This window comes from Streptomyces sp. ML-6, assembly GCF_030116705.1.
Taxonomy (GTDB): Bacteria; Actinomycetota; Actinomycetes; order Streptomycetales; family Streptomycetaceae; genus Streptomyces.
In genome coordinates this window covers 6388494-6408903 of sequence record NZ_JAOTIK010000001.1, presented here as the reverse complement: position 1 = coordinate 6408903, position 20410 = coordinate 6388494, and the positions used below count along the sequence as shown (strand labels likewise).

The window sequence follows — 20410 nt, the reverse complement described above, 5'->3', positions numbered from 1 at the left end:
ACGGGTGCCACGCCCGGCCGCCCGCCCAGCCTATTCGCTGTGCGCGAAGAGTTTGAGCACCGGTACGCCGACCTTGTGACGGGCCCGGGACGCCCAGTCCCGGTGGAAGAACTCCTCCACGTAGTGCGGTGCGGTCAGCACGATGACCTCGTCCGCCCCCGCCTCGTCGACCACGGACTTCAACTTGTCCAGGGGGTGGTCCTCGATCACCTGTCCCACCGCTTCGGAACCTGCCTGGCGCAACGCCTCCAGCGACACCTCGAGCGCGAGTTCGGCGGACTGTCTGGCGTTCTTGCCCTCGGGCTCCCCGGCCTCGCGGATGGCTTCCTTCAGTTCGCCCATCGCCAGGTCGTCGATCGCCCGCAGCAGCACATCGGCCTGGTCACCGCGGGGCTGCATGAGCACGACGAAGGAGGTCCGCTCCTCGCCGTGCAGGGTGGTGACGAAATCGACGTCCTCGGAAGTGAGGGGCTTCTCGATCATCAAAACGCTGGTGAACACCACAGGTGCCCTTCTGCTTCAGTAACCTCACCGGTCTCTGCTGAAACCATCCTTCCCCGTGCTCGCACGGGGTCTGCGAGAGTCATTGTGCCCACCCGAAGCTAACCGGAACGGGGAATTCCGCTCTTTTCAGCCCTGACGGTACCGAGTGAAGAGAAACCCTGCCTCCTCCAGCAGGGAAGCCAGGACGAATCGTTCCGGCACGGCCACCGAGGGGCCCCCGGCGATCCGCTGGGCGTCCCCGGCGGTCAGCATCGGCGAGAGGGTCAGGCAGATCTCGTCCAGCACCCCGGCCGCCACGAACTGGCCCAGCAGCCTCGGACCGCCCTCGGTCAGCAGTCGCCGGAACCCGCGGGCCGCCAGTTCCCGCACGGCCCTGGGCGGGTCCACCCGGGACCCCTCCCCCGCGATCACCACCTGGGCGCCGACCGCGCACGCCTCCGTGATCCGGCCGGGCGGGGCCCCGGCGCCGGTCAGCACGAGGGTCGGCACGAGCGGTGCGGTGAACAGCGGGAGCGAGAAGTCGAGATCCAGGCTGCCGCTCACCACGGCGATCGCCGGTGCGGGCGCCTGCCCGGCCGCGGCCCGGCGGGCGGCGAACGCCTCACGCGCCCGGGCGGGCCGGTAGCCCTCCATCCGCACCGTCTCCGCCCCCACCACGATCACATCGGCCAGTGCGCGCAGGGTGCCGAAGATCCGCATGTCGTTCTCGCAGGAGATCGGCTGCGAACGGCCGTCGTGCTGGGCGGCCCCGTCGAGGGTCGAGACCATGTTGGCGCGGAGCCAGGGGCCGTCCTGTTCGGGGTAGGCGTAGGCGTCGGCCAGGGCGTCCAGGGACCACTCCCCCTCGTCGTCGGCCGGTGTCAGGTCGGTCACAGGGAAGAGGCGTCGCATGTCCTGCAGTCTGGCACGGCGCTTAAGGTGGAGAGTTGTGTCGTCCTCCACAGCCCCCTCGGGGCAGAGCCCCATAGCCGAAACGGCTCCCCTGTCCCTGTGCGCACGCGAGCCCCACGTACCGGCCGAGCGGCTGGTCGCCGAGATGGTGCCGCCGCCGCGCTTCGACTCCGTACGCTTCGATACCTATGTGCCGGACCCCCATCAGCGCAGCCAGATGGAGGCGGTCAAGGTCCTGGGCGACTTCGCGGCCGGGCTCGGCGGGGCGCACGCCAGCGGTTCGGGCAGGCGCAAGTGGTTCGGAAGGAAGCCGTCGGCGCCCTCGGCCCCGCTGGGGGTCTACCTGGACGGCGGTTACGGGGTCGGCAAGACCCACCTGCTGGCTTCCCTCTGGCACGCCACGCCCGCCGAGCCCTCGCTGAAGGCGTTCGGCACCTTCGTCGAGCTGACGAACCTGGTGGGCGCGCTGGGCTTCCAGCAGACCGTGAAGACGCTGAGCGGGCACCGGCTCCTGTGCATCGACGAGTTCGAACTGGACGACCCGGGCGACACCGTGCTGGTGTCGTCGCTGCTCAGCAGGCTGGTGGAGGCGGGGGTCGCGCTCGCCGCCACCTCCAACACGCTGCCCGGCAAGCTCGGCGAGGGCCGGTTCGCCGCCGCCGACTTCCTGCGGGAGATCCAGGGGCTGTCCTCGCACTTCCGCCCACTGCGGATCGACGGCGAGGACTACCGCCACCGGGGGCTGCCCGAGGCGCCTCCCCCGTACTCCGACGAGCAGGTCACCCGGGCCGCGTACGCCACCGAGGGGGCCAGCCTGGACGACTTCTCCTCGCTGCTCGACCATCTGGCCCGCGTCCATCCGAGCCGTTACGGCGCGCTGACGGACGGCCTGCGGGCGGTCTGCCTCACCGAGGTCCGGCCGGTGCCCGACCAGTCGACCGCGCTGCGGCTCGTCGTCCTCGCGGACCGGCTGTACGACCGGGAGGTCCCGGTGCTCGCCTCGGGGCTGCCGTTCGACCGGCTGTTCAGTGAGGAGATGCTGAACGGCGGGTACCGGAAGAAGTACTTCCGGGCGATCTCACGGCTGACCGCGCTGGCGCGCGACGCGAAGGGACTGGTGGCGAAGTAGGTTCGGGGCGTACCACCCGGGGCGTTCGAGTGCGCCCCGGTTCTCCCGTATCAACCGCGCACACCGCTCGAAGGGATTCGGCATGGCAACCACGCGTCAGGCGCACACGGTCTGGGACGGCAACCTGATCGAGGGCAAGGGGGTCGTCACCTTCGACTCCTCCGGCATCGGCGATTTCGACGTCTCCTGGCCGTCGCGCGCCGAGAAGGCGAACGGCAAGACCTCTCCCGAGGAGCTCATCGCGGCGGCCCACTCCAGCTGCTTCTCGATGGCGCTGGCGCACGGTCTGGCCTCGGCGGGCACCCCGTCGACCCAGCTGACCACCACGGCCGACGTCACCTTCCAGCCCGGCACCGGCATCACCGGCATCCACCTCACCGTCCAGGGCACGGTCCCCGGGCTCGACGAGGCGGGCTTCGTCGCCGCCGCCGAGAACGCCAAGACGAACTGCCCGGTCAGCCAGGCACTGACCGGGACGACGATCACCCTCTCCGCCTCGCTGGTCTGAGGCACGTCTTCCGAGGCACGTCCTCCGAGGCAGATCCTCTGATGTGCATCTGATGCACAGGGGCCGCTCCCGGCCCGAGAGGCCACGGGACACGCACGGGGCTCAGTGGCCCGCATGGTTCCCGCGCGGCGATGCGCGTGGTACACACATGCGGGTCACTTCTCCTGTCCGCCAGCAGGGAGTTGCCTCATGTCATCAGAAACCTCACGTCCGACCGACGAGACGTCGCGTCCGACCGCCACCCGTCGCCAGGTCCTGGCCGGCAGCGGCGCGGCCGTCGCCTCCATCGCCTTCACGGGGGCCTTCTCCGAACTCTTCGCGGGCACCGCCGCCGCCCGGGGACACAGCGGCTACGGCCCGCTCGTGCCCGACCCCGACGGCCTGCTCGACCTGCCGAGGGGCTTCCGCTACCGGGTCCTGTCCCGGGAGGGCGAGCAGCTCCGTTCCGGCGAGGGCCGGGTGCCCAGCAACCACGACGGCATGGCCGCCTTCGCGGGCCGCCGCGGCCGCGTCCACCTGGTGCGCAACCACGAGAACCGGGCCACGGGGAGAATCCCGGTGCCGGTCGTCGAGGGCCTCACCTACGACCCGACGGGCAAGGGCGGCTGTACCGCCCTGGAACTGGACGGCCGCAACAACGTCCTCGGCGAGCGTGTCGCCATCGCCGGTACCGCGGTGAACTGCGCGGGTGGCCGCACCCCCTGGAACACCTGGCTGACCTGCGAGGAGACCGAGGACAAGGCCGGCACCAACGGCTACACCAAGGACCACGGCTTCATCTTCGAGGTGGACGGCGCCGACCCGCGCCGCACCGGGGCCGTGCCGCTCACCGCGATGGGCCGCTTCCAGCACGAGGCCATCGCGATCGATCCGAGGAACGGGATCGTCTACGAGACCGAGGACGCGTTCGAGAAGCCGTTCGGGCTCTTCTACCGCTTCCTGCCGGAAAGGCCGCTCGGCGGTACCGGCTCGCTGCGGGCAGGCGGCCGGCTGGAGGCCATGCGCGTGCCGGGCGTCCCCGACCTCTCGGCGATCCAGGAGACCGGCGCGCGCTTCGAGGGCGTGGAGTGGGTGCCCGTACCGGACCCGCTGGCGGCCGAAACGCCGATCCGGTTCCAGGACTTCGGCCCGAAGGGCATCACGCACGCGCAGAAGCTGGAGGGCTGCTACTGGGGCGGGTCCTCGGTCTACTTCGTCTCCAGTTTCGCGCGCAGCGCGGAGGGGGCGGCCGCCGACCACCACGGCCAGGTGTGGCGGTACGAGCCGAAGCGGCGCCGCCTCACGCTGGTGATCGTCTTCGGCCCCGGCAAGGACGTCCAGCTGCCCGGCGAGTCCCCCGACAACATCTGTCTCGCCGCCGACGGCGGTCTGATGGTGTGCGAGGACGGCGACGGCGCCCAGCACGTGTTCGGACTGACCCGGCGCGGCGAGGTGTACGCCATGGCGCGGGGCCGGCAGAACATCGGGACGCCGGAGGAGCCCGAGTGGGGCGAGTTCGCCGGGGTCACGTTCTCCCCGGACGGCGGGACGATGTTCGTGAACTGCTACACGCCGGGGACGACGTTCGCGGTGACGGGGCCCTGGCGCTGAGGGGCCCCGCGGACTGACGGACCGGGCGGGCCGCCGGGCCCGCCCGGAGCGCGGCCCGGCAGGCACTGGGCCGGTCGGGGGTAGCGGTACGTCCGTCCGCCCCCGGCCGGAGCGCCGTCCGCGATCACGCCCCGGGTGATCGTCTACGTTCCGCGAGTGACCAACTCTGCACGAAGACTTACGGTGACGGCGGTTCTGGGGGCCGTACTGGGCACTGTTCTGACCGGTTGTGGAATGAACGGTGCCGCGCCGGGAAGCGGTGCGGCGGAGGCCGGAGCCCATGCCCCGCAGCGCGCCTCTCTCCCGGTCACGCCGTCACCGTCCCCGCCCGTGAAGGCGGCCCCGACCCCGGCCCCGCCGAAGCCGCCCGTCCCGGCCCCGGGGCCGGCCGGTCCGATGCCGGTCTTCGAACGGGGCCCGAGGACTGCGGACAAGGTGGTGGCCCTCACCTTCGACGCCGACATGACGGCCGACGAGGGCCCCCGCGCGGAGGCGGGCGAGCACTTCGACAATCCCGGGCTGATCGCGCTGCTGCGCAGGCTGAAGGTGCCCTCGACCGTGTTCATGACGGGGCGATGGGCCGACCAGTACCCGGAGCAGGCCAGGTCGATCGGCACCGATCCGCTGTTCGAGGTCGCCAACCACTCGTACAGTCACTACGCCTTCGCGTCCCCCTGCTACGGGCTGCCGACCGTGGCGGAGGACGACATGCGCGCCGACGTGGAGCGGGCCTTCGCCGCGTTCCGGCGGGCCGGGGTGCGCAACACGGTGCCGTACTTCCGCTTCCCCGGCGGCTGCCACGACGACGTGTCGCTGCGCGCCCTCGCCCCCGCGGGGGTGACGGCGGTGCAGTGGGACGTGGTCAGCGGCGACGCCTTCGCGACGGACGCGGACGCGGTGGCCGAGCAGGTGCTGGCCGGGGTGGAGCCGGGGTCGCTGGTCGTCATGCACTGCACCCGCAGCGCGGCGCCGGTCACGGCCGAGGCGGTGCGCCGGGTGATCCCCGAACTCCGCGAGCGCGGCTACCGCTTCGTCAAGGTCTCCGACCTGATGCGGGCCCGGCCCTCCTGACGGCCCGGCCCTTCTGACGGCCCGGCCCGCCCCTTCCGACGGAGGCTCAGCCCGAGCACGCCGTGCGCTGGGCCTCCTGCCACTCGCAGACCGGGCAGAGCGTGATGCCCTTGACGGACTCCGGGTACTCGGTCGGCTTCCGGCAGAGCACGCACGCGGCGTACGGGGGTCCGGCGGGCTCCGTACCGTCGGACACGGGAGGCGTGGGCGGCGCACCGCAATACGCCCCGTCCGGAATCCCGCCGACGCCCTCTTCCACACGCTCGTCCATGCGTACGAGCCTACTCAGCCGCGCAGCGGGACGAGCCGGCACGTGAGCGCCGCCGTCGCGGCGGCGAGGGCGAGGGCGAGGACGACCGCCAGGACCGGCATCTGCACCGTGCCCGTCCGCGAGCCGGTGACCAGGCCCGCCACTGCGGAGTTCGCGGGCGAGCCGTCGACCACCAGGGCCGGCAGCACGGCCGAGACGGTGGCGGCGAGGGACCAGCCGCGCCGGTGCAGCAGCGGCCGGGTGCACAGCGCGCCGACGGCCGCGCCCAGCAGTACGCAGCAGGCGGCGGCGAGCAGTCCGGCGATCCCGGCGGGCAGCAGCGGCACCCGGACGGCGTGGTCGGCACCGGTCGGCCTGCTGATCACCAGCACGATCACGGTGCCGGCCGTGCCGAGCAGTCCGGCGCAGCCGAGCGCGGCGAGCAGCGCCGCCAGATGGGCCCGCGCCGGTCCGGCCGCGGCGGCGGTGACGGTCCGGGCGGCGGGCGGTTCCTGGTTGACGCAGAGCCGCACGAGCCAGGCGGTGACGGGCAGGAGCCCGGCGGCGGCGTAGCCGAGCGAGTCCAGGACGGGCTGCCCCCACTGCACGCCGACGGCGAGGAAGGCCGCGTACAGCAGCACGGGGGCGAGCCAGTGCTGGGAACGGACCAGCAGCGCGGTCTGGTAGCGCAGGAGCGCGGTCATGATGCCTCGGAGGTCGAACGGTCCCGGGTGCGCGGTCCGGTGCCGGAGGCCGGTGCAATGCCGGGCGCCGGGGCGGTGCCGGAGGTGTCCGGGCCGGGGGCTGTGTCGTCGGGCCCGGCGGGGGTGGGGGCGGTGGCCACCCGGCGGATGTGCCAGGGCGGGCGGGCCGTGAGCAGGGCACGCAGCAGCGCGTCGGAGTGGGCCGCCGCGACGGTGAGCCGTACGCCGTCGGCCAGGGGGTCCTGTTCCGGTGCGCCCGGCAGCCCGGCGGGCAGTGCGGCCCCCGCCGGGCCCGAGGCCTCGATCCGTACCCGTGGCCCCGTCCGCGCCGCTCCCGCCACGGGTACGGGGAAGAGGCCCCGCCCCTCCACCCGGTAGCCGGCGTCGACCGATCCGGCGAGCCTGAGCGGGTCGTGGTCGACGTGGACAACGGTGGCACCCGCCGCGACCCGCTCGGCCACGGCCCGGTCCAGCTCCTCGCGGGCCGCCGCGTCCAGTCCGGTCCACGCCTCGTCCAGGACCAGCAGCTCCGGATCGGCCAGGAACGCCTGGGCGACGGCAATCTTCTGACTGGTGCCCTTGGAGAGTTCCGGAAGCGGGGTACGGGCGTGGCCGGCGGCCCCGAAGCGGTCGAGCCACGCCCCTGCCCGGTCCGCGGCCTCGGCCGACCGCAGGCCGTGGACGCGGCCGAGGTGGACGAGGTATCCGGCCGCGGTGAACGGCAGCGCCACCGAGAAGCGCTCGGGCACGTATGCCGTACGGGGCCGGCGGCCGGTGATCCGGCCCTCCGTCGGGGTGTCGATCCCGGCGACCAGCCGTAACAGGGTCGACTTGCCGGTGCCGTTGGCCCCCTCGATCCGGATCAGGGTGTGTGGTGGCAGATCGAGTTCGATCCCGCGCAGTACCCAGGAACCGCGAAGGCCGTAGCGACGACCGACCGCGTTCAGCCTCAGTTGGCCGTCGCCTTCTCGGGCTTGGCCTCGCTGGGCCGCACGATCACGAATCCCTCGCCGTCCAGCCGCAGCTGGACGGCCTCGCCGGAACCGCCGCGGATCATCGAGCCGAAGCTCTGCGACCGGTTCAGCGAGGTGGTCAGGTTGGCGCTCCAGCCGACCACCGCGTCCGTGTCGACGAACACCGGCTGATGCGGCGTCACGGGGATCACGATGGGGTGGCCCTCACACATCAGGCCGAGCTTGCCGTAGCCGGTGAAGACGCTGTTGAAGAGGCCGCCGCCGGTCATCCCGGCGCCCTTCACGGTCTTTATCTCGTAGGAGATCGTGGGGTCGAAGCAGAGCACGTTGCGGCCGTTGATCGTGAGGACGTCGCCGTGCTCCAGCTCCACGATGAAGCAGTTGGCGGCCTCGTGCGCGAACCACGCCTCGCCCTGGCCGCGGACCGCCATCAGCGGCAGCCCCTCGCCGGTGACGGCGCGCTTCAGCATGCCTCCTATGCCCTGGCCCTTGCGCTCGAACTGCAGCTCGCCGCGGAAGGCGATCATCGCTCCCTGCCGGGCGTGCATCTCGCCGTTGACGGCGTACTTGATGGATTTGGCGTTCTGCAGGGTCATTCCGGGGACCGTCGCCTGCTGCGCCAGGTGCTCGCTGGAAAAGAGATCGCTCTTCATGGGGTGCATCCTCACCCGGAGTATCCCGTTCTGCCAAGAAACGCGGCCCCGGCGGCTGGCAGACTGGGCGGGTGAGCAGCGAAGACATCTCCGAGTCCCCGGCCGTTTCCCGGCCGTCCGCGGCGGACGGCCCGTTCGGGTCGCGGCGGACGGACCGCGACGAGGCCCCGCAGTACGTCCTGCCGCTGGTCGTGCGCATCGAGAAGGCGGCTCCCCCGGCCCGTACCGACGCGCTGCGGACCGCCGCCCGCGCGGTGCTCGTGATGCTCTCCGACGAGCGTTCGACCGGCGAGGGCGAGTGGGCGCGGGCGATGCGGGACTGGCAGGACGCCCGGATCCGCAAGGTGGTGCGGCGGGCGCGCGGTGCGGAGTGGCGCAGGGCGTCCGGGCTGCCGGGCATCACGGTGACCGGCGAGAGCGCCGAGGTGCGGGTCTTCCCGCCGGTGCCCCTGGACGGCTGGCCGAAGGAGCTGGCGAAGCTCCAGGTGTCGGGCACGGAGCTGGACGACCCCGGACCGCCGCCCGCGCCCGTCCCCGGGGAGCCGGTGCTGTGGCTGAACCCGGAGCTGGACATGTCGGCGGGCAAGGCGATGGCGCAGGCCGGGCACGGCGCACAGCTCGCCTGGTGGGAGCTCTCGGAGACGGACCGCAAGGCGTGGCGCGAGGCGGGCTTCCCGCTCTCCGTGGCCGCCGCGGACCGGGACCGCTGGCGCGAACTGACGGCGGGCGGGCTGCCGGTGGTGCGCGACGCCGGGTTCACCGAGATCGCCCCGGGGTCGTGCACGGTGGTCGCCGAGCACCCCGCCCTGCGCGGCTGAGCGCCGCCCGTTGTCACAGGCGGCGCCTATGGTTCCGCGCATGACCGTTCCCGGGATCATTCCGATCAAGCACGAGGCCGACTACCGCACGGACACCATCGGGCGGTGGCGGGACGGCCAGTTCTTCGCCTCCGTCACCGGGGCCTTCCCCGAGGGCTGGAGCGGCGGCGACGACTGGCAGGCGCAGAAGCGCTGGTGTGCCGTGCTCCATCGGTTCGACGCGGCCGGCCGGCACCTGGATTCGCGGATCCGGGTCACCGGCACCGCGGCGGGCGGCGAGCGGGAGGCGATCGCCGCCGCCCGGCTCCTGCTCGACGAGTGGCTGGAGGAGCTGCCGGAGCGACGCCACGAGGACATCGCGATCGCCCCCTTCGCCGTCCGGTCCGAGGGCATCCTGTTCGGCCTGGTCGTCGAGGAGGGCGACGGGACGGAGGCCGCACGGGCGGAGTTCCTCCCCGACTCCCTGGGATTCTTCGCCCCCTGGGACGGTTACTACGACACCTGAGCCCGGCCGGGCCGGGCGGCCGGTAGCGTCCGGCCGCATGCCCGAACTGATCGCGCCCACCGTCCTCCTGCGCTCCGCCTGGATCGAGGCACATGAGGAATGGGGTCCGGGTTCCCACGAGGACGGGTTCGGGCTGGCGCCGTCCGACGAGGTCGGCTCACCGGCCGGGTTCGCGGCCTGGGTGGCGCGGCTGACCGGGGAATCGGACCCGGCGGGGACGGGCCGGGCGGGGTGCACGTACCGGTGGATCGTCGAGGACGGCCGGGTGCTCGGCGGGATCGCGCTGCGGCACGGACACGACGGCCTCGTACCGCGGTTCGGGCACATCGGGTACGGCATCCGGCCGTCCGCGCGGCGGCGCGGGCTGGCGACCTGGGCGCTGGGGCGGATGCTCGACGAGGCGCGGGCGCTGGGCCGGGACCGGCTGCTGATCGTCTGCGCGGCCGACAACCTGGCGTCGGCGAGGACCATCGAGCGCCACGGCGGCGTCCTCGAAGGCGTGCGGGACACCGGGTACGGCCCCGCACGGCACTACTGGATCACCCTCCGGCCGGCCCCCGAAGTCCGGTAGGCGGTCCGGGGTGTACGCGGCGGGCTTCGGCCGTCCCGCACCGCACGGCCGCAGCAGCGCCCCGGCGGTGGTCCCGGGCCCGCCGGTCCGGAACCTCAAATCATCCTCTGAACGTCCTCCTTTCCGGATTCACCACCGCCCGCGAGGGCCATCAGCCCTGCACGGAGCGGAGGAGGGGGACGACATGAGGCTGGGGATCGGCATCGGATGGCGGCCGGAGATCGCGGACGCCGTCGAGGCCCTGCCCGGGATCGACTGGGTGGAGGCGGTCGCGGAGAACATCTGCGTCGGCCACCTGCCCGATTCGCTGGTACGGCTCCGGGAACGCGGCGTCACCGTCGTCCCGCACGGCGTCTCGCTGGGGCTCGGCGGGGCCGACCGCCCCGCCCCGGACCGGCTCGCCGCTCTCGCCGCCAGGGCCGAACTGCTCGCCGCCCCGCTGGTGACCGAGCACATCGCGTTCGTACGGGCCGGGGGGCCGCGCACCGCTTCAACCGCCCTGGAGGCCGGCCACCTGCTGCCCGTGCCGCGCACCCGGGACGCCCTGGACGTGCTGTGCGAGAACGTGCGCATCGCGCAGGACTCGCTGCCGGTGCCGCTGGCCCTGGAGAACATCGCGGCGCTGATCTCCTGGCCCGACGAGGAGCTGACCGAGGGGCAGTTCCTCGCCGAGCTGGTCGAACGCACCGGGGTCCGGCTGCTGATCGACGTCGCCAATCTGCACACCAACCACGTCAACCGGGGCGAGGACCCGGCCACCGCGCTCGACGAGCTGCCGGTGGAGGCGATCGCGTACGTCCATGTGGCGGGCGGGATCGAGAAGGACGGCGTCTGGCACGACACCCACGCCCACCCGGTCACCCCGCCGGTCCTCGACGTCCTCGCCGAACTCCGCTCCCGGGTCGACCCGCCGGGCGTCCTGCTGGAGCGCGACGACGACTTCCCGCCGGCCGGCGAGCTGGCGGCCGAACTGGCCACGATCCGCACCACGCTGGACCGGGCGGCGCCCGGGGCGACACCCCCGGCAGCGGCCACCGGCACCGTGCACCGGCCGCCCTCCGGCACCACCGCCGTCGCGGACGGCGTGCGGGACCGGATCGCGGGCGCCCAGGCCGCGTTGCTCCGCGCGCTCGTCGCCGGGGCCCCCGCCCCGCCCGGCTTCGACGCGCACCGGCTCGGCGTCCAGAGCCGCGCCCTGGCCGCCAAACGGGCCGGGGTCGTCGCCAAGGTGGCACCCGAGCTGCCGGAGATCCTGGGCGCCGGTTACCGGCCCGCCTTCCTCGCGTACGCCGGGAACCGTCCCATGTCCGCCGGTTACCGGCGCGACGCGCTGGACTTCGCCGAGTCGCTGCTGATCGCGGGGCGACCCGCCGACGACGCGGCCCGGCGCGAACTGACCCACTGGTGGCAGGACCGGGCCGCCGCGCGACCGCCGCGCCGCGCCACCCGGCTGATACGAGCGGCCCGCGCGGCCCTGATCGGAAGGTGACCGGCATGAACGTCGTCGCGGGTCTGATCGACCTCTCGGTCGTGGTCTCCTCGGTCCTCTTGATCGTGGGGCTCACGCGCGCCCGCCGCGGCCCCGGCGGCCCCGTCCACGACCTCCACGAGGTCGCCTTCCTGAACGGCGGCCCCGGCAGGGTGGTGGACACCGCGCTCACCGCGATGCACGCGGACGGACGGATCGCCGTCGGCGGCCCCGGGATCGTCGCCGTCCACCGGGCCGAGGCCCATGACCCGGTGGAACGCGCGGTGCTCCAGGAACACGCCGCCGCCTCCAGCGGCGCGCTGCACACCCTGCGCGAGGCGGTGATGCGGCACCCCGTCGTGCAGGAGATCGGCGACGGACTCGCCGCCCGCGGCCTGCTGACCCCACCCGCCGCCGGCCGGACGTGGCGCCGCTGGGGCATCGCCCAGGGGCTGGTCTGCGTGCTGGCCGTCCCGGTCTCCATCGCGGTGACGGTCTCCCAGTACGTGTCCGCCGATCCGGCCGTCGAGTCCCCCGAGCCCTTCGTCCTGAAGGTGCTCCTGGTCCTGCTCGTCGGCGTCCTCGTCGGTTTCGTCTGCGCCCGCGTCGCCCGGCGACGCGTCACCGGGGCCGGGCGGCTGGCCGCCGCGGCGTACGGACCCGACCGGTCCCAGGAAACGCACCCGGCTCATCTGGTGGCCACGCGCGGGCTGCGGTACCTGCCCGACGCCGACTTCCACGCGCAGCTGGTCGCGGCGGCGCGGGTGCGCCCGGCCGGGCGGTCGGCGAGCCCGGTGCCGTCGTCGTCCCGGGACTCCTCCGCGCCGTCCCTCACGCTGGTGGTGTGGTGCGCCGGTACGGATCCGGGGCACGGCAGTTGCGGAAGCGCCGGGGACGGGAGCGGCGGGGGCGGCGGTTGCGGTTCGGCGTCCGGGTCGAGCTGTGGCGGGTCGAGCGGCTCCAGTTGCTCCGGCGGGGGTTCCAGCTGCGGGGGCGGGTCCAGTTGCGGGGGCGGGTCCAGTTGCGGCGGCGGTTCCTGAGCCCGGGCGGCGCCCCGCCGGCGCCGCCGAATCGTCCGCATGGTGAACAGGCCATGGTCATCCACGTCCGCCTCGCATAGGAATCTGCCATGTTCTGGGTACTGTTCCTGCTGGTCGCCTGGGGGGCGGCAGCCTTCTCGTGCATCCGGCTCTGTCTTGTCGCGGCCCGTACGGGACTGTTGCCGGACTCCGACGAGGCCGCGCGGGACCTCGGTACCGGTCATGAACTGACCCTGTACGAGACCGCGTTCCTGGCCGGTGGCCCGCACCGGGTGATAGATCTGGCGCTGGTCACCATGCATCTGCGCCGACGGCTGCTGCTCGCCCACACCGGCTGGGCGACGGTGGTCGATCCGGAGGGCCGGGACGAGGTGGAACGCACGGTGATCCGTGCCATAGGGCCGCACGGCCAGTCGCCGATACCGCCGGTGCGGGCCGCGGCGGCTGCCGCCGACAGTGTGCGCGCCCTGGCCGACCGGCTCGTCGCCGCCGGGCTGGCGCGCCCGGTCGGCGCCGGGAGCGACGTGGCCGCCGCGGTGCGCGGGGTGCGCGGCGCGGCGCTGCTGGTGGTCGCGATGGCGGCCGTCGTGCTACTGGTTCCCGGCCAGGATCACGGCCCCGGTGGTCCGGTGGTGGCGCTGCTCGCCTGGTTCGGGCTGCCGCTCGCGCTGACGCTGGGCTGCCTGGCGATCGCCCGGCTGGAGGTCCACCCGTACAGTTCCTGGGCCTCGCCCGCCGGTCAGCGGCTGCTGGCCGCGAACGGGGTGCCGTCCGGGGCGGCGGCGGACCACGACGTCCTGTCGGCGCTCGCGGTACGGGGGGTGAGCGCCGTGGACGATCCGGCGCTGCGGTCCGCGCTCGGCGGCGGCAGCGGTGGTGGCGGTCCGGCGGGGCACGACCGGTAGCGCGGCGGGGGCCGTCGGCACGGGGTAAAAAAAACACCGGTGCGGCGCGCGGGACGCGCGCCGCACCGGAAGCCGAACCCGGTGTCGCTGGAACGACGGGCGGCGCAGAACGCGCCGTTGCCCGCCCTCTGATCTTCCGGGCTGGGGTGGTCGGAACCCGCTCGCTACGCGAGCCCGGCCACCAGGTCTGCGACGGACTTCCTGCGCCCGGTGAAGAACGGGATCTCCTCACGGACGTGCAGTCGCGCCTCGGAGCCCCGCAGGTGACGCATCAGGTCGACGATGCGGTGCAGCTCGTCGGCCTCGAAGGCGAGGATCCACTCGTAGTCGCCGAGCGAGAACGAGGCGACGGTGTTGGCGCGGACGTCGGGGTAGCCGCGGGCCATCTTGCCGTGGTCCGCGAGCATGCGGCGACGGTCCTCGTCGGGCAGCAGGTACCAGTCGTAGGAGCGCACGAAGGGGTAGACGCTGATGTAGTTGCGCGGCGTCTCGTCGGCCAGGAAGGCCGGGATGTGCGACTTGTTGAACTCGGCGGGGCGGTGCAGCGCCATGTTCGACCAGACCGGTTCGAGCGCCAGGCCCAGCTTGGTGCGCCGGAAGAGGTTGTACGCCTCCTGCAGCTCGTCCGCGGTCTCGGCGTGCCACCAGATCATGATGTCGGCGTCGGCACGCAGACCGGAGAGGTCGTAGGTGCCGCGGATGGTGATGTCCTTGGCTTCGAGCTGGTCGAACAGCTCCTGGACCTCGTCGGCGTAACCGGCCCGGTCGGCGGGCAGGACGTCGCGCAGCTTGAAGACGGACCACAGCGTGTAGCGGATGACCTCGTTGAGGTCCTTGGCCTTCTTGCCCGCGTTGGGACCCTTGCTTGATTTCACAGTCTCAGGCGCACTCATACGGCTATTGTCCCGCCTCGCTCCGAGTGCCCTGAACCAGGGTCGGCGTGGCGATGATCTCTTCCGCCGGGCGGCCCGTGAGGTCGTGGACGATCTCGTCCGCCGCGCGGTGGGCGCTCGCGACGCAGGCGGGGATGCCGACGCCGTCGTAGACCGCCCCGCAGACCCGCAGCGCGGGCAGTTTGGCGACCTCGGCCCGGATCCGCTCGACCCGCGGGAGGTGGCCCACGGGGTACTGGGGCAGCCCGCCGAGCCACCGGGTGACCTCGGTGTCCACGGGCTTCGCGGTCAGCCCCGTGGCCTCGGCGAGGTCGCGCAGCGACACGTCGACGAGTTCGGTGTCCTCGCGGTGGATGTGGTCCTCCTCGCCGTAGCGGCCGACGGAGGTGCGCAGGACGAAGAGGTCGGGGGCGGATCCGGCGACCCAGTCCCACTTGTGGGTGGAGAAGGTGGACGCCTTGATGGTGCGGCCGTCGACCGGGGGGACGAGGAAGCCGGAGCGTCCGGCGAGCGCGGTCGTGGCGTCCGTGTCGGAGCGGCGGAACGCCATCGTGACCAGGGCCATCGACGCGTACTCGACCCCGGCCAGCTCGGCGGAGGCCGCCGGGGACTCGGCGGCGAGCAGGGTGGAGGCGGACCAGGCGGGTGCGGCCAGCACGATGCCGTCGGCGGGGATCACCCGGGCGTCGGTGCGGACGTCCCAGCCGGTGGTGGTGCGGGTCAGGCCGAGGACGGGGGTGCCGGTCAGGATCTCCCCGCCGGCCGCGCGCACCGCGTCGGCGACCGCTCCGGGCAGGGTGCCGATGCCTCCGTCGATGCCCTGGAAGACGGGGCCGGTCCGCTGCAGGGTCGCGGCGCGGTCCTGGACGCGGCGGACGGCGTCGAGGAGCGGGCCGCCCTCCCGCACCGCCTCGAAGAGCTGGGGCACGGCGGCGCGCATCGAGATCCGGTACGCGTCGCCCGCGTACACGCCGCCGAGCAGCGGTTCCACGAGCCGGTCGACGACCTCCCGGCCCAGCCGGTCGGCGACGTACGCGCCGACGGCGACGTCGTCGCCGACGGTGGTCGGGGTGAGGTCGCGCTCCTGCGCGATGCGGGCGAGGCCCTCCGGGGAGAGGACCTCGGCGAGCGCCGCCGGATCGCCCGGCACGCCCATCACGTGGCCCTTGGGCATGGGCCGCAGGGCGTCGCGGGTCCAGACGGACGCGGCGGTGGTGGCGGGCGGCTGCAGGCGGTCGCCGAGCCCGACGGCGCGGGCCAGGTCGACGGCCTCCGGCCGACGGGCGAGCATCGACTCGGCGCCCAGGTCGACCCGGGTGCCGGCGATCTCGCCGGTCATGAGCTTGCCGCCGAGCCGCTCGGTGGCCTCCAGCAGGGTGACCCGGAGGCCGGCGCCGAGGAGCCGGTGTGCGGCGGTGAGCCCGGCGATGCCGCCGCCGATGACGACGACGTGTCCCGGGCCGGTGTCCGCGCTGTTGCTTGAACGCTGCATGCCCCTACTCTCTCAAACCCGTCCGGGCGCCCGTCCGCTTCCCCCACGTCGTAGCGTGGGCCCCTCGGACCAGGATTTTCCGTCGGGGTCGTGCCGGATCCGGACGGGTGTCCCGGGCGTCGGAAGGACGGGCATGGCGGCGGAGCGACTGGTGGTCATCGGCGGTGACGCGGCGGGCATGTCCGCCGCGTCCCGGGCCCGTCGGCTGAGGGGCCCCGGCGAACTGGAGATCGTCGCCTTCGAGCGGGGCCGCTTCACCTCCTACTCCGCGTGCGGGATCCCGTACTGGGTCGGCGGTGACGTGGCGGAGCGGGACGACCTCGTGGCCCGTACGCCCGAGGAGCACCGGGCCCGCGACATCGACCTCAGGACGCGCACCGAGGTCACGGAGATCGATGTGGCCGGGCGGCGGGTGCGGGCCCAGGACCTGGGGACCGGCGAGTCGTACTGGACGGGCTTCGACAAGCTGGTGATCGCGACGGGGGCCCGTCCGGTGCGTCCGGCGCTGCCCGGCATGGACGCGCCCGGGGTGCACGGGGTGCAGACGCTGGACGACGGGCAGGCGCTGCTGGACTCGCTGGACCGGGCGCCGGGGCGGCGGGCGGTGGTCGTCGGGGCGGGCTACATCGGCGTGGAGATGGCGGAGGCGCTGCTGAAGCGCGGCTTCGAGGTGACCGTCCTCAACCGCGGCGAGCAGCCGATGGCGACGCTCGACCCCGACATGGGCCGGCTGGTGCACGAGGCGATGGACGGCCTGGGCATCACCACGGTCGGCCGGGCCGAGGTCACCGCGATCCTCACCGGCCCGGACGGCCGGGTCCGGGCGGTCGCGGCGGGCGACACCTCCTACCCGGCGGACGTGGTGGTGCTCGGCATCGGGGTGGAGCCGGAGACGACGCTGGCGCGCGCCGCGGGCCTGCCGCTGGGCCCGCACGGCGGTCTGCTGACCGATCTGTCGATGCGGGTCGTCGGGCACGACAACATCTGGGCGGGCGGCGACTGCGTGGAGGTGCTCGACCTGGTGGCGGGCCGGACCCGGCACGTCGCGCTGGGCACCCACGCCAACAAGCACGGCCAGGTCATCGGGTCCAACGTCGGCGGGGGCTACGGGACGTTCCCGGGGGTGGTGGGGACGGCGGTGAGCAAGGTGTGCGACCTGGAGATCGCCCGCACCGGCCTGCGCGAGAAGGACGCCCGTGCGGCGGGCCTGCGGTTCGTCACGGCGACGATCGAGTCGACGGGGCGGGCGGGCTACTACCCGGGGGCGCTGCCCATGACGGTGAAGATGCTGGCGGAGTACCGCACGGGCCGGCTGCTGGGGGTGCAGATCGTGGGCCGGGACGGGGCCGCCAAGCGGGTGGACGTCGCGGCCGTGGCGCTCACGGCGGGGATGACGGTGGAGCAGATGACCGCCCTGGACCTCGGGTACGCCCCGCCGTTCTCACCGGTCTGGGACCCGGTCCTGGTGGCGGCCCGCAAGGCGGTGGCGGCGGTGCTGCGGGCGGGTACCGCCTGAGGGCCTGCCGGGGGCCGGGGGCCGCCCGGCAGGCTCCGCGCGTGGTGCCCGCCCGCGCCGTGCTCAGCGCTCGGTGCTGGTGTGCACGTACTCGACGAGCCGGGTCAGCGCGTCCGGGTCCATCGACGGCATCACGCCGTGGCCCAGGTTGAAGACGTGGCCCTCCAGGCCGGCGGCGGCGTCCAGCACTTCCTGGGCCTTCTCCTCGACCGTGGCCGTCGGCGCGAACAGCACCGCGGGGTCGAGGTTGCCCTGGAGCGCCTTGCCGGGGCCGACCCGGCGGGCGGCCTCGTCCAGCGGGACGCGCCAGTCGACGCCGACGACGTCCGCGCCGGCCTCGCCCATCAGGCCGAGGAGTTCGCCGGTGCCGACGCCGAAGTGGATGCGCGGGACGCCGTAGGGGGCGACGGCCTCGAAGACCTTCGACGACGCGGGGAGCACCGAACGCCGGTAGTCGGCGGGGGCGAGGGCGCCCACCCAGGAGTCGAAGAGCTGGACGGCCGAGGCCCCGGCCTCGATCTGCACCTTGAGGAAGGCGCCGGTGATCTCGGCGAGCCGGTCGAGCAGGTCCGCCCAGAGCTCCGGGTCGCCGTGCATCAGGGCCTTGGTGTGTTCGTGGTTGCGGGACGGGCCGCCCTCCACGAGGTAGCTGGCGAGGGTGAAGGGCGCCCCGGCGAAGCCGATGAGCGGGGTGGCGCCCAGCTCGGCGGTGAGCAGGCCGATCGCCTCGGTGACGTAGGAGACGTCCTCGGGCGTGAGGTCGCGCAGCCGGGCCAGGTCGGCGCGGGTGCGGACGGGCTCGGCGATGACCGGGCCCACGCCGGGCTTGATGTCGAGGTCGATCCCGATGGCCTTGAGCGGTACGACGATGTCGCTGAAGTAGATCGCGGCGTCGACCTCGTGGCGGCGGACGGGCTGCATCGTGATCTCCGCGACCAGCTCCGGCATCATGCAGGAGTCGAGCATCGGGATGCCCTCGCGGACCTTCAGGTACTCGGGCAGCGAACGTCCGGCCTGGCGCATGAACCAGACCGGGGTGTGCGGCACGGGCTCCCGGCGGCACGCCTTCAGGAACGCCGACTCATGGGTGGCGGAGGTCTTCGTCTGCTGGCCCATGGGGCGATCGTTGGCACTCACACCAGGAATCTTCGCACGAAGCCGCAAGCAGCCGGGCCCGCCCGGGTGTCCCTCCCTGCGCGAAGCCCCGGTTCCGCCTACTCTTCCCCGCATGGCTCCGGCTCAGGGACAGTTCTCCGATCAGACCGATGGCGCCGACACCAGTGACGGCGAGGAGGGCGGTTTCGTCCCGCCCGCGTTCCGTTCGGCGGTGGACGCGTTGCGCTCGGCGCGGCTCCGACCCGAGCTGGAGGTGGAGCCGACACGGCCGCCCAGGCGGCTCGCCCCGCACGCGTACGCCCTGGAGGCCGCGGTCGTCGACGGCGAGGAGGATCTCGCCGACGGCCGTCTCGTGCTGCTCCACGACCCGGCCGGGCAGGACGCCTGGCGGGGCACCTTCCGCCTGGTGACGCTGGTGCGGGCCGAGCTGGAGCCGGAGATGGCGTCCGATCCGCTGCTGCCGGAGGTGTGCTGGTCCTGGCTGACCGGCGCGCTGGAGGCGCGCGGCCTGTCGTACGGGGAGGCGGGCGGCACGGTGACCCGGGCGGGGTCGCACTACTTCGGGGCGCTGGGCGCGAGACGGCCGGCGACCCAGATCGAGATCCGGGCGTCCTGGACGCCGCGCGAGGGGCGCGGCGGGGTCCCGGACGCCTCGGCGCATCTCATGGCGTGGGGCGACCTGCTGTGCCAGGTCGCCGGTCTGCCGCCGTCGGACCCGGTGGACGCGACGGTGGTGACGCTTCCTCAGCGCCGCGGCCCCCAGCCCCACTGAGGCGCGGGACCCGCCGAGCTCCCAGCCCCACTGAGGCACCGGACCCGCTGGGTTCCCAGCCCCGCTGAGCCGTCGGGCCCGCTGCGGCGTCGCGGCGTCCGCCGGGGCTTCGCGGCCGGGGTCACTGAATCCATTTCTGGCCGAAAACCATTCTCATGCCGGTAACCGTGCGTCACATAAGATGCCCCGTTACCGGCATTCTTTTCGTACAATCAATCGAATGTCCGGTTTGCCAGGAATTGTTACCCACTAAATCGCGATCTTCCCCTAAAGGAGGACGGGCCCCCTGCCGAAGAGGTCAATGACCCTTCAAGCACGGTTCGCCCCGGCTTCATCCCCGAGCCGGCCCGTCCCGCCACTCCCCCAGGAGGCCTGGTGTCCGTTCTCCTAGAGCAGCCCGCAAGCCTGGTCGCCTACCGCCCGAACAAGCCGACGGCCATGGTCGTCGTGGCCGACCCGCGCGTCCGTTCCACCGTTACCCGCCATCTGTGGGCTCTCGGAGTACGTGACGTCATCGAGGCGTCGTCCATCGCGGAGGCTCGTCCCCGCGTCGGCAACCCGCGCGACATCTGCGTTGCCGACGTCCACCTGCCCGACGGTTCCGGGCTGACCCTGTTGTCCGAGACCCGGGCGGCCGGCTGGCCGAACGGTCTCGCCCTCTCCGCCGCCGACGACATCGGCGCCGTGCGCAACGCCCTCGCGGGCGGTGTGAAGGGCTATGTCGTCACCGGCACCCGAACCAATATCGGCCATCCCGCCCGCCCCGGCGTCGCCCCCATCGGCGCCAACGCCGCCCGTATGCACCGCCGGCCCCCCGGCACCCCGAGCCATCCGGGCGGCTACCGCGAACTGTCCGGCCGCGAGGTCGAGGTCCTCCGGCTGGTCGCCGAGGGCCAGTCCAACAAGGCCATCGGCGTCTCCATGGGCCTGTCCGCCCTGACCGTCAAGAGCCACCTCGCCCGCATCGCCCGCAAGCTCGGCACCGGGGACCGCGCCGGAATGGTCGCCGTCGCCCTGCGCACGGGAATCATCCACTGACG

22 protein-coding genes are annotated in these 20410 nt (G+C 73.4%); 13 read left to right on the top strand and 9 right to left on the bottom strand.

The features are described 5' to 3' along the window. Positions 1-30: 30 nt before the first annotated feature. Positions 31-483 (bottom strand): indole-3-glycerol phosphate synthase, encoded by a 453-nt coding sequence (locus tag OCT49_RS28275; RefSeq protein ID WP_283854613.1) that lies wholly within the window; start codon positions 481-483, stop codon positions 31-33. Between the two features lie 147 nt (positions 484-630). Continuing rightward, positions 631-1395, bottom strand: coding sequence for a pyrimidine reductase family protein (locus OCT49_RS28270; protein ID WP_283854612.1), 765 nt, complete (start codon positions 1393-1395; stop codon positions 631-633). A 37-nt stretch (positions 1396-1432) separates the two neighbouring features. Between OCT49_RS28270 and zapE the strand changes: the two genes are divergently transcribed. From zapE to OCT49_RS28250, 4 genes are all read left to right on the top strand, one after another. Continuing rightward, a complete protein-coding gene (gene zapE / locus OCT49_RS28265; protein WP_283854611.1) occupies positions 1433-2524 on the top strand; it encodes a cell division protein ZapE in 1092 nt (363 codons plus the stop codon). 82 nt (positions 2525-2606) lie between these two features. Continuing rightward, complete coding sequence (locus OCT49_RS28260; protein ID WP_283854610.1) at positions 2607-3032, top strand: OsmC family protein; 426 nt, start codon at positions 2607-2609, stop codon at positions 3030-3032. A gap of 189 nt (positions 3033-3221) precedes the next feature. Further along, a complete protein-coding gene (locus OCT49_RS28255) occupies positions 3222-4622 on the top strand; it encodes an alkaline phosphatase PhoX (protein WP_283854609.1) in 1401 nt (466 codons plus the stop codon). Between the two features lie 234 nt (positions 4623-4856). Beyond that, positions 4857-5693 carry a polysaccharide deacetylase family protein gene (locus OCT49_RS28250; RefSeq protein ID WP_283855972.1) on the top strand — a complete coding sequence of 279 codons (837 nt, stop codon included), beginning with the start codon at positions 4857-4859 and terminating at the stop codon, positions 5691-5693. 46 nt (positions 5694-5739) lie between these two features. Here OCT49_RS28250 and OCT49_RS28245 read toward each other — a convergent pair whose 3' ends face one another. The 4 genes from OCT49_RS28245 to OCT49_RS28230 form a co-directional block, all read right to left on the bottom strand. Next, the gene (locus tag OCT49_RS28245; RefSeq protein ID WP_283854608.1) at positions 5740-5964 is read right to left on the bottom strand and encodes a hypothetical protein; all 225 of its coding nucleotides are present in this window, start codon (positions 5962-5964) and stop codon (positions 5740-5742) included. A gap of 14 nt (positions 5965-5978) precedes the next feature. Next, positions 5979-6647: an ABC transporter gene (locus OCT49_RS28240; protein WP_283854607.1), complete on the bottom strand. Its 669-nt coding sequence runs from the start codon at positions 6645-6647 to the stop codon at positions 5979-5981. Beyond that, complete coding sequence (locus OCT49_RS28235) at positions 6644-7504, bottom strand: ATP-binding cassette domain-containing protein (RefSeq protein ID WP_349632834.1); 861 nt, start codon at positions 7502-7504, stop codon at positions 6644-6646. Before OCT49_RS28235 ends, OCT49_RS28240 begins: the two co-directional genes overlap by 4 nt. A gap of 92 nt (positions 7505-7596) precedes the next feature. Then, positions 7597-8274: an AIM24 family protein gene (locus OCT49_RS28230; RefSeq protein ID WP_283854606.1), complete on the bottom strand. Its 678-nt coding sequence runs from the start codon at positions 8272-8274 to the stop codon at positions 7597-7599. A 71-nt stretch (positions 8275-8345) separates the two neighbouring features. On the opposite strand from OCT49_RS28230, the gene OCT49_RS28225 reads away from it, so the two are divergent. The 6 genes from OCT49_RS28225 to OCT49_RS28200 all read left to right on the top strand — a co-directional run bounded on the left by OCT49_RS28225 (position 8346) and on the right by OCT49_RS28200 (position 13581). Beyond that, a complete protein-coding gene (locus tag OCT49_RS28225; protein WP_283854605.1) occupies positions 8346-9092 on the top strand; it encodes a peptidyl-tRNA hydrolase in 747 nt (248 codons plus the stop codon). A gap of 40 nt (positions 9093-9132) precedes the next feature. After that, the gene (locus OCT49_RS28220; RefSeq protein ID WP_283854604.1) at positions 9133-9597 is read left to right on the top strand and encodes a hypothetical protein; all 465 of its coding nucleotides are present in this window, start codon (positions 9133-9135) and stop codon (positions 9595-9597) included. A gap of 37 nt (positions 9598-9634) precedes the next feature. After that, positions 9635-10168 (top strand): GNAT family N-acetyltransferase, encoded by a 534-nt coding sequence (locus OCT49_RS28215; RefSeq protein WP_283854603.1) that lies wholly within the window; start codon positions 9635-9637, stop codon positions 10166-10168. A gap of 184 nt (positions 10169-10352) precedes the next feature. Next, entirely contained in the window at positions 10353-11657 is a 1305-nt protein-coding gene (locus OCT49_RS28210) for an MbnB/TglH/ChrH family RiPP precursor modification enzyme (RefSeq protein ID WP_283854602.1), read from the top strand. A 5-nt stretch (positions 11658-11662) separates the two neighbouring features. After that, positions 11663-12676, top strand: a complete 1014-nt coding sequence (locus OCT49_RS28205; RefSeq protein WP_283854601.1) for a TIGR04222 domain-containing membrane protein — start codon at positions 11663-11665, stop codon at positions 12674-12676. A gap of 89 nt (positions 12677-12765) precedes the next feature. Beyond that, the gene (locus OCT49_RS28200) at positions 12766-13581 is read left to right on the top strand and encodes a TIGR04222 domain-containing membrane protein (protein WP_283854600.1); all 816 of its coding nucleotides are present in this window, start codon (positions 12766-12768) and stop codon (positions 13579-13581) included. A 164-nt stretch (positions 13582-13745) separates the two neighbouring features. Here the strand turns inward: OCT49_RS28200 and hemQ are convergent, their stop codons facing one another. After that, positions 13746-14474, bottom strand: a complete 729-nt coding sequence (gene hemQ / locus OCT49_RS28195; protein ID WP_148840006.1) for a hydrogen peroxide-dependent heme synthase — start codon at positions 14472-14474, stop codon at positions 13746-13748. A gap of 4 nt (positions 14475-14478) precedes the next feature. Continuing rightward, positions 14479-15966: a protoporphyrinogen oxidase gene (gene hemG / locus OCT49_RS28190; protein WP_283854599.1), complete on the bottom strand. Its 1488-nt coding sequence runs from the start codon at positions 15964-15966 to the stop codon at positions 14479-14481. Between the two features lie 133 nt (positions 15967-16099). Here hemG and OCT49_RS28185 point away from each other — a divergent pair, with 133 nt between their 5' ends. Then, entirely contained in the window at positions 16100-17482 is a 1383-nt protein-coding gene (locus OCT49_RS28185; protein WP_283854598.1) for an FAD-dependent oxidoreductase, read from the top strand. A 63-nt stretch (positions 17483-17545) separates the two neighbouring features. Here OCT49_RS28185 and hemE read toward each other — a convergent pair whose 3' ends face one another. Continuing rightward, complete coding sequence (hemE, locus tag OCT49_RS28180; RefSeq protein ID WP_391722782.1) at positions 17546-18619, bottom strand: uroporphyrinogen decarboxylase; 1074 nt, start codon at positions 18617-18619, stop codon at positions 17546-17548. 91 nt (positions 18620-18710) lie between these two features. On the opposite strand from hemE, the gene OCT49_RS28175 reads away from it, so the two are divergent. Both OCT49_RS28175 and OCT49_RS28170 read left to right on the top strand, forming a co-directional pair. Then, complete coding sequence (locus tag OCT49_RS28175; protein ID WP_283854597.1) at positions 18711-19370, top strand: DUF3000 domain-containing protein; 660 nt, start codon at positions 18711-18713, stop codon at positions 19368-19370. 375 nt (positions 19371-19745) lie between these two features. Then, entirely contained in the window at positions 19746-20408 is a 663-nt protein-coding gene (locus OCT49_RS28170; protein ID WP_148840003.1) for a helix-turn-helix transcriptional regulator, read from the top strand. Positions 20409-20410 lie beyond the last annotated feature (2 nt).